The sequence below is a fragment of the Streptomyces coacervatus genome (assembly GCF_029223485.1).
In the GTDB taxonomy this organism is placed as follows: domain Bacteria; phylum Actinomycetota; class Actinomycetes; order Streptomycetales; family Streptomycetaceae; genus Streptomyces; species Streptomyces coacervatus.
This window is the reverse complement of the sequence record NZ_JARHTP010000001.1, coordinates 378,069-389,902: the sequence shown is the minus strand read 5'-3', so window position 1 is coordinate 389,902 and position 11,834 is coordinate 378,069. Positions and strand designations below refer to the sequence as shown.

Below are 11,834 nucleotides of genomic sequence, written 5' to 3'. Positions count from 1 at the left end.
CCTAGCCGTCCAGTTCCTCGAAGAGGGTCAGTTGGAGGGCGCCCGGAGCTTCGAGCCGGGAGTTCAGGGAGTTCCACGGGGTGCGCGTCGGCTCGGCGAGAACCTCGGCCCCTGCGGCGGCCAGTCGTGCCGTGGCGACGCTGGAGTCGTCGACCTGGAAGGCCACCCGGATGTGCCCGGCCACACGGTGGCCCACCTCGACGTCGTCGATGAAGGCGGCGTGGTTCGGGTCGGTCAACTCCAGCGTGGCGCGGCCCGCTTCGAGGATGGTGACTCTTCCGTCGGGGGACGAAAAGGCTGCGCGCTCGGGCAGGCCGAGGATGTCACGGTAGAAGCGCAGGGCCTCGTCGTAGTCGGGTGCCGTGACGACGAGACGGAGTTCACGGACGGCGGGTTCATCGGACATACGGCCTCCTCCGGGATCGCGGTTGTTCTGCTCCCTCAACTCCGGCGACCGTACGGAGGATTCCCGCCGTCTCCCTCTCGGGAGTGAGCCGAACGTCTGCCTCCCCCGTACGACCGAGGCCTCGAAACCACTCCCTCCGGCGATCCGCCACACCCTCCGTCGCCACGAGTCTGAGGGCGATGAGAACCGACGACCCGCCGGGAGGCACCGTGCTCTCCACACTCGCCCGGGCAGCGACCCGCCGCCCGCTGACCGTCATCCTTCTGTGGGTGCTCTTCCTGCTGCTCGGCTTCGGGCTGGGGACGGGTGTCTTCGGGCGGCTCTCCGACAACGTGCCCGAGGTGCCGGGCACCGAGTCGGAGCGGGCCGCCCAGTACCTGGACCGCGTCGACCCGACGGGCGAGTCGATCACCGCCGTGGTCGAGGGCGTCGCCGTCTCCGACCCCGGTCTCCGCGGCCAGGTCGAGAAGGCCGTCGCAGACGTACGCCGAATCGCCGGGGTCGCCGCCGTGCCGGACCCGTACACGACCCGAGGCCTGACCGCCGAGGACGGACAGGCACTGATCGTCCCGGTCACGCTCAAGGGTGGTCTCGGAGACGATGCCGAGGGGCGGGCCGTGGATGCGGCGGCGGACCGCATCAAACAGATCGACGCGCCCGAAGTCCATGTCAGCGGCGGCCCGTTGCTGGGCAAGCAACTGGGCGAACGGGCTCAAGAGGACGTGAAGAACGCCGAGTTGGTCTCCCTGCCCGTCGTACTCGCCCTGCTGCTCGTCGTGTTCGGCGGGCTGCGCGCGGCCGGGCTGCCGCTGGTGATCGCGGTGAGCGGGATCGCGGGAGCCTTCCTGGCGCTGTTCGGGTTCAGCCAGGTCACCGACATCTCGGTGTACGCGATCCAGGTCACCACCATGCTGGGCCTCGGACTCGCCGTGGACTACGCCCTGTTGATGCTGGTCCGCTTCCGCGAGGAGCGCCGGAACGCCGAGTCCACCGAAGACGTCGCCGAGGCCGTGCACCGCACGGTCGCCGCGGCCGGGCGTACCGTGCTGTTCTCCGGGCTCACGGTGACCGTCAGCCTGACCGGTCTGCTGGTCTTCCCCAGCGTGTTCCTGCGCAGCATGGGCCTGGCCGTGGCCGCCGTGGTCGTCATCGACATGCTGGCGGCGCTGACGCTGCTGCCGGCGCTGCTGACCAGGTTCGGCGCGAAGATCGCCCCGGCGAAGAGCAGGCCGGAGGGCGAGGAGGGCCGCTTCTTCGCCCGCGTGGCGCGTTTCGCCGCCCGCCGCCGTATCGCCGTACTCGCCACCGTCGTACCGGCCCTGCTGTTCCTCGCCCTGCCCGTCACCGGTATGAAGATCGAGATCGGGGACGCCACGCAACTGCCGTCCAGCACAGAGGCACGGCAGCTCTACGACACCGTCGACGCGCACTTCCCGGCCGGCACCGGGGTCTCGCCGGTCACGGTCGTCGTCAAGCCGGGCACCGACCCGGCGACGGCCGACCGGATCCGCGCCCTCTCGCCGAGCGCGCAGTCCCGCGAACTGCCGGGCGGCGGGACGGTCGTACAGCTGCAGCCGTCGGGCCGGGTGGACGGCAAGGAAGCCACCGCCCTGGTGAAGCACGTGCGGGACATCCGGGGCACCGAACCGGTGCAGGTCACCGGGCCCGCCGCCCGCCTGGTCGACTTCCGCGGGATGCTCTCCGACCGGGCGCCCTGGGCCGCCGTGACGGTCCTCGCGGGCATCCTCATCCTCCTGTTCGCGTTCACGGGCTCGGTGCTGATCCCGCTGCGCACGATCCTGACCACACTGCTCAGCCTGGGCGCGGCGCTGGGTGTGGTGGTGTGGGTCTTCCAGGACGGCCACCTGGCCGGCGCACTGGGCGCCGAGGGCCTGGGCGCGCTGAGCCTGACGGCGCCCCCGCTGATCGTCGCGATCGCCTTCGGGCTGGCCATGGACTACGAGCTGTTCATCCTGGCCCGGATGCGGGAGGCCCGGCAGCTGACCGGTGACGACCAGGAGGCCGTGGTGGCCGGTCTGCGCCGCTCCGGCCGCGTGGTCACCTGCGCCGCCCTGCTCCTCGCCGTCGTCTTCGGCGCCTTCATGACGGGCGGCTTCTCGCCCATCCTGCAGATCGGCCTGGGGCTCACCCTCGCAGTCCTGATCGACGCAACGGTCGTACGGATGCTGCTGGTCCCGGCAACGATGACGCTGCTGGGCCGGCGGGCATGGTGGGCGCCGAGGCAGCTGCGGCGGGCGCACGACCGGTTCGGCGTGCGTGAAGAACCCACGAAACAGGCGGAGTTGGCGAACCGCTGACCATGCGGCTGCCCCGCGCCCTGAAGGGGCGCGGGGAACTGCGCGACCAGCCACGACGCCGCCGCAGACGATCGACACGCTCAGGCCGGCAGGCCGGCCCGCATACGCCGATCCCGCGGCGCCTCCTTCCGGTCCAAACGGGCATCCAAGAGCCGACGCGCAGCGTCACACCGCCCCGCCGACACCAGGGCATACAGCAGCGTCTCCTCGACGACTTCGCGTTGGGCGGCACTGCCGCCCACCCGCCGCAGCACCGGCAGCAGCGCGTCAAGACCGCGGGCGGCTTCCTGGAACCGCTCCTCGACCAGCGCGGCGAACGCCTCGCACAGCGGCACGATGACCTCCCGCTGCACCTCGTCCGCGCCGGAGGCATGGTCACGCAACCGGTGCAGCGCCGGCAGGTCCCCCGCGGCGGCCAGGGCGACGGCGGCGTGCAGGGCGGTGAAGGCGGTCGCCGGACGTTCCAGGACGTCCAGCGCGACCGTGTCCAGGACGTCCCCGGCGGGCAGTTCGCCCCGCCAGCTGTCGCTCAGCCGGGCCCGCCACAGCAGCGACCCCGAGTCGACCAGCGCCCGCACCCCGGTCACCACCCGGCCCGGCGCCAGCTGCGCGAACCAGCGCCTGCGCACCGCCGCCGGGTCGTCGAGGGCGAGTTCGTGCAGGGCGATGTGCCAGGAGAAGTGCGCCCGGTGGACGGCGCCCCGGCCCTGCCCGGACACCCAGCCGTCCAGCCAGTCGCGGCCCGCCTCGTGTGCGCCGGACTCGTAGTGGACGTGCGCGAGGGCGTGCACGGCGTGCCCGGAGGCCGGCTCGACGGCCAGGGCGCGGTGGGCGAGTTCCCCGGCCTCGTGCAGCCGGCCCTCCGCCTGCCGCAGGAAGGCGAGCAGCGAGGTGTGGAACCAGTGGCCGTCGTAGGCGGGGGACGTCCGCTCGACCAGCCGCAGCGCGTGGTCGTCGTCGAGGTCCGTGACGCCGGAGAAGGCGATGGTGGGCACGGCGGCGGCGAGCGCGAGCGCGTCGGCGGGGTGCGCGTCGAGGTGGCGTACGAGGGCGGTGTCCCCCTTGTCTCCGTGCACGCGGCGCGTGACCACGTCGACGAAGGAGCGCTCCCGCTCGTCGGCCTGGTCGCGCGCGGAGCGCTGCGCCTCGGCGAGGGCCCGTGGTACGTCGACGGCGGCGCCGCACTCGTGGCCGAGCAGGGCGAGGGCCGCATGGCCGAGGGCGAACCCGGGGTCGAGGGCGACCGCGCGGGCGAAGGCGTCCTCGGCGCCGGCGCGGACCTTGAGGACCCGGTTCAGGCCGGCGCGGTAGGCGGCCGCCGCCTCCGCGTGGGTGGACAGGGCGAGTCCGTGGCCGTCGACGGGACGGCGGGAGAGGCGCGGCCTGCCGGTCCTCCCCGCCAGTGGGGCGAGCAACTGCCGTGCCAGGGCGGCCGCTTGGACGCGGATCTCGGGGATCGCGGTCGTCTCCCACAGTTCGCCGCGCCGCGGGGCGCCCAATGTGAACAGGGGGCGGTCGGCGCTGCCGTCCGCGTCCAGGAGCCGCCCGTCTCGGGTGGCCACGCCCATGCCCAGCGGGCCCGAGATCGCGGCCCCGGACGCGAACAGGGAGCGCCACAGGGGGTCCTCGAACCGTCGGCCCGGTCCGGTGCAGTCGATCACCCAACCGACCTGCAGAGTACGGCCGTTGGAGAGGGTGACCACGAGTGAGCCGTCGTGCTCGACCGCGTCCGTCACCGCGCCGGTGTGCACGGCCAGCCGTCGGGCCGTACGGGCCCGGGAGACGGACTCGGCGGTGGCGGGTGCCATGCGGTGGCGGTGGGTGTTCCACAACGCGCCCTCGCGGGCGAGGAATTCGGCACGGTCCTCGGGGGTGAGGCTGTGCCAGAGGCGGGCGGTGTGCGGGCGCAGGCTGTCGAGGGCGGGCCGCCAGTCGCCGTGGGTGCGCACGGAGCGGCTGATGTGGCGGTAGACGGTACGGCGCAGGCGGCCCAGGGAGGTGTCGTCGAGGTCCTCCGGCGGGCCCATCGGGCCGGCAGGGGTGAGGGCGTGCGGCTGGGGCAGCAGGCCGCTGCGGGAGAGGGCGTGGACCGTGCGGCCGGGGCGGTCGAGGGTCAGGGCGAGGTCGACGGCGGTCAGGCCGGTGCCGACGAGGAGGACGTCGGCGGTGTCGGAGAGCGGGCCGTCCAGGGCACCGGTGGTCCAGGGCTCGGCGACGAAGCGGGCGGAGGCGCGCAGGGCGGGCGGGGCCCAGGTCGCGGACGGGGCGGCGGGGCCGGTGGCCAGGACCGCACTGTCGGCGGTGAGGTGTCCCCCGTCGGCGAGGCGGAGTTCCACCCGGCCGCCGGGGGTGTCTGTACAGCTCTCGGCGCGGGTGCGCAGCCGTCGTACCGTGACCGTGCCCTGAGCGCGGACGATGGCCTGCGCCAGGGTGTCGGCGAGGTAGGCGCCGAAACGGTAACGGGTGGCGAAGTCGGCCGCGGTGACGGCCGGTTCGCCGTGGCGGCACAGCCAGCGGGTGAAATGGCCGGGATCGTCGGGGTAGCAACTCATGCCGCCCGCGGGCACGTTGAGGCGGTGGCGCGGGTCGCGCGTGGCGTACGCGGTGCCGCGGCCCGCCTCCGGGGCCGGGTCGAGCAGGACGAGGTCGAGCGGTGTCCGGCGGCGCGCCGCCGTCTCGCAGAGCTGGACGGCGGTCAGCGTGCCCGCCGCACCCGCTCCGACGAGGGCCACGGTGTGCGGCTCGCGGACTTCGGTCACGTATACCTCCGGCGTTGGTCTTCGTTCCTTGCGCATGCTCAAGGCCCCGACCGGGCCATTCATACTCTGTTCACAAACCCAGGCGCCCGGACAACCGCGGTTTCAGGCCTTCTCACGGCCACTCCTCACAGGAATCTCAGGAAGTCGCCCGGAAATTCAAAGGATCAACAAATCTGCGCGACGCAGGATGCACCCGGAAAAGGTGGATATCCCAGGAAGGCCTGCCGTGGGCGTCTCGCACATAGTGAACCGGTTCGAGCAGCAGTCGCAGAGGTGGTCCAGGCGCGGGCTGCTCACGGTGCTCGGCGTGGCACCGGCCGCCGCCGTACTGTCCGGGTGCAGCAGTTCGGCGGGCGCCTCGACGGGGACGACGAAGTCCGACACGTCCGCGAAGGCCGCCGCGAAGAAACCCACGGTCTCGGTCACGCCCGCCGACGGCACCAAGAAGGCCGATTTCACCAGCCCGGTCGAGGTCACCGTCACCGACGGCACGCTCGCGTCCGTCAAGGTCACCGGCAACGACGGCTCCACTCTGGCCGGTTCGCTCGACGCCGCGAGGACCAGGTGGACGTCGACGAAGAACCCGTACTCGGGCACGAAGTACACGGTCTCGGCCACTCCGGAAGGCGCCTCGGCGCAGACCGCGACCTTCACCACCAAGTCGCCCGGCGAGACCTTCGTCGGCTACTTCACGCCCGAGGCGGGCTCGACGTCCGGCGTCGGCATGCCGGTCTCGATCAACTTCACGCACGCCGTGAAGGACCGGGCCGCCGTCCAGAAGGCCATCACCGTCACCGCCGAGCCCGCGGTGGAGGTGGTCGGCCACTGGTTCAGCGACACCCGGCTCGACTTCCGCCCGGAGAACTACTGGGCGTCCGGCACCAAGATCACGCTCAGCCTGCGTCTGAAGGACATCGAGGCTTCCGACGGCATCTACGGCGTGCAGCAGAAGGACGTCACCTTCCACATCGGCCGCGCGCAGATCAGCACGGTCGACCTGTCCAGCAAGGAGATGGTGGTCAGGCGGGAAGGCAAGACGATCGCCACCTACCCGGTCTCCGGCGGCAACGCCCAGCACACCACCTGGTCCGGGATCATGGTGATCAGCGAGCGGTTCAAGCAGACCCGCATGGAGTCCTCGACGGTCGGGCTCGGCGACGAGTACGACATCTCCGACGTGCCGCACGCCCAGCGCCTGACCACGTCCGGCACCTTCGTGCACGGCAACTACTGGGCGTCGACCTCGGTGTTCGGCCACCAGAACACCAGCCACGGCTGCGTCGGCCTGCACGACGCGAAGGGGGCGAACGACAGCTCCGTGGCGGGCTACAAGTTCTACGACTCCTCGATGCTCGGTGACGTCGTCATCGTCAAGAACTCGGGCGAGCAGACCGTCGATCCGGCCAACGGCCTCAACGGCTGGAACCTGTCGTGGTCGGAGTGGAAGGCGGGCAGCGCGGTTTAGCACCTTTTAACCGTTCATGGCGTGAACTCCCCCGCCCCGAAAGGACTTTCCTCGCTTTAACTCTTGACGACCCCGGTGACGGAGAGCACATTGGGCCCACTTTGAGAGCGCTCTCAAGGGCACCCCGCAGCCATCACTCCGTACCCGAGAGGCACCCCATGAGTGCAACCTCCGGCATACCCAGACGGCGACGCGCGCTCATCGCCGCACTCAGCACGCTCGGCCTGGCGGCCGTGCTCGCCACGGCCGCCACCCAGTCCGCCGACGCCTCGGCACCCACACCCCCGTCGGGCTGGTCGCAGGTCTTCCTCGACGACTTCAACGGTTCGGCCGGCACCGGCGTCAACACCTCCAACTGGCAGTACGACACCGGGACTTCGTATCCCGGCGGCGCCGCCAACTGGGGCACCGGCGAGGTCGAGACGATGACGAACAGCACCAGCAACGTCGCGCTCGACGGCAGCGGCAACCTGAAGATCACCCCGCTCCGCGACTCGTCCGGCAACTGGACCTCGGGCCGTATCGAGACCAACCGCACCGACTTCCAGCCCCCGGCCGGCGGCAAGCTGCGCGTCGAGGCCCGTATCCAGATGCCCAACGTCACCGGCAACGCGGCCCTGGGCTACTGGCCCGCGTTCTGGATGCTCGGCGCCCCCTACCGCGGCAACTACCAGAACTGGCCGAGCGTCGGCGAGCTGGACATCATGGAGAACGTCAACGGCATCAACAAGACGTGGGCGACCATGCACTGCGGTACGGCCTCGGGCGGTCCCTGCAACGAGACGACGGGCCTGGGCAATTCAACTGCATGTCCCAACACGACCTGCCAGTCGTCCTTCCACACCTACACGATGGAGTGGGACCGCTCGGTCAGCCCCGAGGCGATCCGCTTCTACGTCGACGGCGTCAACTACCAGACCGTGACGTCCAGTCAGGTGGACGCGACCACCTGGGCCAACGCCACCAACCACGGCTTCTTCGTCATCCTGAACGTGGCGATGGGCGGCGGCTTCCCGGCCGCGTTCGGCGGCGGACCGACCAGCGCCACGGAGTCCGGCCATCCGATGCTCGTGGACTACGTCCAGGTGCTGTCGGCAAGCGGCAGCGGCGGCACGACCCCGCCCTCCGGCAACCGTGACGCCTACAGCGCCATCCAGGCCGAGTCGTACGACAGCCAGTCCGGCATCAGCACGGAGACCACCTCCGACACCGGCGGCGGCTCGGACGTCGGCTACATCGCGAACGGCGACTGGGCCCTCTACAAGGGCGTCAACTTCGGCTCCACGGCAGCCACCCAGTTCTACGCCCGGGTGGCGAGCGGCGCCGCCTCGGGCGTGAGCGGCCTGGTCCAGGTGCGCCTGGACAGCGCCACCAGCACCCCCGTCGGCAGCTTCTCCATCGCCAACACGGGCGGCTGGCAGACCTGGCAGACGGTCCCGGCCAACATCAGCTCGGTGACCGGCACGCACGACGTGTATCTGACCTTCAGCAGCGGCCAGTCGGCGGACTTCGTGAATGTGAACTGGTTCGACTTCGGGCACTGACGGGAGTGCCGAGGGTGCCCCGCGCGAAAGGCCGCGCGGGGCACCCTCGTGCGGCCGGCCCCGAGGGGCGAGCTCCGTGGCTGGGGTGCTACAGCTCCCTGAACGGGCACGGGGCTGCATCCATATGCGGCTCCGTCACGGGGCGCGACCAGCCACAACGCACCCGCAGCCGAAAACGCCCCCCAGGGCAGCGTCACCGCAACTCCGCCCGAAACGCCGCCGGTGTCATCTCCGTGTGCTGCTGGAAGAACTTCGAGAAGTTCGCGGCGTCCGGGAAGCCGACCGCCGCGCCCACCCGGCCGATCGGTATGTCCGTGTGGGCCAGCAGGCGCTTCGCCTCCAGGACCACCCGTTTGTCGATGAAGCCCTTGGGGGTCTCGCCGGTGGCGGCGCGGACCGCGCGGACCAGGGTGCGGCGGGAGTAGCCGAGGGAGTCGGCGTAGGCGCTGACGCTGTGGTTGGTGGCGAAGTTCTTCTCCACGGCGTCCCGGAAGAGGGTGAAGGTGGTGTCCGACTGGCGGCGGGCCGCCTCCGCCGAGCTGGCCGCCAGATGGGCGAGGCGGAGCAGGAACGCCGTCAGGGAGTGGCGCAGCACCGCGGCGTGCAGGCTCAGCGGGAGGGTCGCGGTGTCCTCGTACTCGCGTTGGAGCTGGGCGAGGGACGAGCGGAGGCCGGCCAGTTGGGCCTCGTCGGGGTGGAGCAGGGGCGGCAGGTCGTAGCGGTAGAGGCCGGTCGCCTCCACCGTGGCACGGGGCAGGAAGCCGGGCTGCATGGCCAGGACGGTTCCGCGGTACTCGCTCGCCTCCGAGAAGCGGTGGACCTGGCCCGGGCGGATCCACAGCACATCGCCGGGCGACGCCTCGTACTCCGCGAAGTCGATCATGTGGCGGACGGGGCCGTCGTCGAAGAGCATCACGACGTGGAAGTCGATCCGGTGCACGCGCTCCAGCGGGGCCGACGACGCCTCGGCGTGCCAGGTGCGACCGGCCCCCATACGGCCGACGCGCATGCCGACACCGCCCAGACTCAGCTCGACCGGGAAAGGGAACGTTCGGATGCCGTCCACCTCACCGTCACCGTCTCCACCTTGGATGGTTCTGCCCGCCATGTCCTACTCGTGCCGCCTCGGTCGTGCCGTCGGTGTCCCACTTTCACCACAGGCTGACACACAGCGACCTTCCCCCGTAAAAGTCTGACTTTTAAGTTTGAACGCATCAGACCTGCTCAGTCGCTTCGATCGAGGACTTCTTGAAGATGAGTACGCAGACATCGGACAGCTTCGAATGGACCGAACTCGACCGGCGTGCCGTCGACACGGCCCGTCTACTGGCGGCCGACGCCGTGCAGAAGGTCGGGAACGGACACCCGGGCACGGCGATGAGCCTGGCCCCGGCCGCGTACACGATCTTTCAGAAGGTGATGCGTCACGATCCCGCCGATCCCGAGTGGACCGGCCGGGATCGTTTCGTTCTCTCCCCCGGCCACACCTCGCTGACCCTCTACACCCAGCTCTTCCTCGCCGGGTACGAGGTCGAGCTGGATGATCTGAAGGCCTTCCGGACGCACGGGTCCAAGACGCCCGGTCACCCCGAGTACGGGCACACCGCCGGTGTCGAGACCACCACCGGGCCGCTCGGCCAGGGCGTCGCCAACGCCGTCGGCATGGCGATGGCCGCCCGCTACGAGCGCGGCCTCTTCGACCCCGAGGCCCCCGAGGGCACCTCGCCCTTCGACCACACCATCTGGGCGATCGTCTCCGACGGCGACCTGGAGGAGGGCGTCTCCGCCGAGGCCTCCTCGCTGGCCGGCCACCAGAAGTTGGGCAACCTGGTCTTCCTCTACGACGACAACCACATCTCCATCGAGGGCGACACCGCGACCGCGTTCTCCGAGGACGTCCTCAAGCGCTACGAGGCCTACGGCTGGCACGTGCAGCGCGTCGAGCCCTCCCTCGGCGGCGACATCGACGTACCGGCTCTGTACGCGGCGCTCAAGTCCGCGCAGGCCGAGACCGAGCGGCCGTCCATCATCGCCATGCGCACGATCATCGCCTGGCCCGCCCCGAACGCGCAGAACACCGAGGCCTCCCACGGCTCCGCGCTCGGCGCCGACGAGATCGCCGCCACCAAGCGCATCCTCGGCTTCGACCCCGAGCAGTCCTTCCAGGTCGACGCCGACGTCCTCACCCACGTCCGTGAGGCCCTGGACCGCGGCGCCGAGGCGCATGCCGCCTGGGACAAGCAGCTCGACAAGTGGCGCGGCGCCAACCCCGAGCGCGCCGAGCTTTTCGACCGGATCGTGGCCGGTCAGCTGCCCGAGGGCTGGGAATCCGAGATCCCCGTCTTCGAGGAGGGCAAGTCCGTCGCCACCCGCGCCGCCTCCGGCAAGGTGCTGCAGGCGCTCGGCGCGATCGTCCCGGAGCTGTGGGGCGGCTCCGCCGACCTGGCCGGCTCGAACAACACCACCATCGACAAGACGTCGTCCTTCCTGCCGAAGGGCAACCCGCTGCCGGAGGCCGACCCGTACGGCCGTACCGTCCACTTCGGCATCCGCGAGTTCTCGATGGCCGCCGAGATGAACGGCATCGCGCTGCACGGCAACACCCGTATCTACGGCGGCACCTTCCTGGTGTTCTCCGACTACATGCGCAACGCGGTGCGGATGTCCGCGCTCATGCAGCTCCCGGTCACGTACGTCTGGACCCACGACTCCATCGGGCTCGGCGAGGACGGGCCGACCCACCAGCCGGTCGAGCACCTGGCCTCGCTGCGTGCCATCCCGGGCCTCAACATCGTCCGCCCGGCCGACGCCAACGAGACCGCCATCGCCTGGGGCGAGATCCTCAAGCGGCACGCCACCGACCCGGCCCCGCACGGCCTCGCCCTCACCCGCCAGGGCGTGCCGACGTACGCGCCCAACCCCGATGCGGCGAAGGGCGGTTACGTCCTGAAGGAGTCCTCGAAGGAGACCCCGGACGTCGTCCTGATCGCCACCGGCTCCGAGGTCCAGCTCGCCGTCGCCGCACGGGAGCAGCTGGAGGCCGAGGGGATCGGCACGCGGGTCGTGTCGATGCCGTCCGTGGAGTGGTTCGAGGAGCAGCCGCGCGAGTACCGCGAGCGCGTCCTTCCGCCGACCGTGCGAGCGCGTGTCGCCGTCGAGGCCGGGATCGGTCTGACGTGGTACCGCTTCACAGGTGACGCAGGACGCATCGTCTCCCTCGAGCACTTCGGCGCCTCCGCCGACGCCAAGACCCTGTTCGCCGAGTTCGGCTTCACCCCCGAGAACGTCGCCGCCGCAGCCCGGGAATCCCTGGCCGCCGCCCGCGGTTGATCCGATCGCCAG

7 protein-coding genes are annotated in these 11,834 nt (G+C 71.0%); 4 read left to right on the top strand and 3 right to left on the bottom strand.

Features of this window, described 5'->3' with window-relative positions; all coding sequences use genetic code 11:
• Window position 1: 1 nt before the first annotated feature.
• Entirely contained in the window at window positions 2-406 is a 405-nt protein-coding gene (locus P2Q00_RS01705) for a VOC family protein (RefSeq protein ID WP_275768735.1), read from the bottom strand.
• A 209-nt stretch (window positions 407-615) separates the two neighbouring features.
• Between P2Q00_RS01705 and P2Q00_RS01700 the strand changes: the two genes are divergently transcribed.
• Window positions 616-2,724 (top strand): MMPL family transporter, encoded by a 2,109-nt coding sequence (locus P2Q00_RS01700; protein ID WP_275769462.1) that lies wholly within the window; start codon window positions 616-618, stop codon window positions 2,722-2,724.
• 80 nt (window positions 2,725-2,804) lie between these two features.
• Here P2Q00_RS01700 and P2Q00_RS01695 read toward each other — a convergent pair whose 3' ends face one another.
• Window positions 2,805-5,519 carry an FAD/NAD(P)-binding protein gene (locus P2Q00_RS01695; RefSeq protein ID WP_275768734.1) on the bottom strand — a complete coding sequence of 905 codons (2,715 nt, stop codon included), beginning with the start codon at window positions 5,517-5,519 and terminating at the stop codon, window positions 2,805-2,807.
• Window positions 5,520-5,709: 190 nt separating this feature from the next.
• Here P2Q00_RS01695 and P2Q00_RS01690 point away from each other — a divergent pair, with 190 nt between their 5' ends.
• Window positions 5,710-6,948, top strand: a complete 1,239-nt coding sequence (locus P2Q00_RS01690) for a L,D-transpeptidase (protein ID WP_275768733.1) — start codon at window positions 5,710-5,712, stop codon at window positions 6,946-6,948.
• Window positions 6,949-7,106: 158 nt separating this feature from the next.
• Complete coding sequence (locus P2Q00_RS01685; protein WP_275768731.1) at window positions 7,107-8,492, top strand: glycoside hydrolase family 16 protein; 1,386 nt, start codon at window positions 7,107-7,109, stop codon at window positions 8,490-8,492.
• 193 nt (window positions 8,493-8,685) lie between these two features.
• Here the strand turns inward: P2Q00_RS01685 and P2Q00_RS01680 are convergent, their stop codons facing one another.
• The gene (locus P2Q00_RS01680; protein ID WP_275768729.1) at window positions 8,686-9,600 is read right to left on the bottom strand and encodes a helix-turn-helix transcriptional regulator; all 915 of its coding nucleotides are present in this window, start codon (window positions 9,598-9,600) and stop codon (window positions 8,686-8,688) included.
• A 146-nt stretch (window positions 9,601-9,746) separates the two neighbouring features.
• Here P2Q00_RS01680 and tkt point away from each other — a divergent pair, with 146 nt between their 5' ends.
• The gene (gene tkt, locus P2Q00_RS01675; RefSeq protein ID WP_275768727.1) at window positions 9,747-11,822 is read left to right on the top strand and encodes a transketolase; all 2,076 of its coding nucleotides are present in this window, start codon (window positions 9,747-9,749) and stop codon (window positions 11,820-11,822) included.
• The last annotated feature ends 12 nt before the right edge of the window (window positions 11,823-11,834 follow it).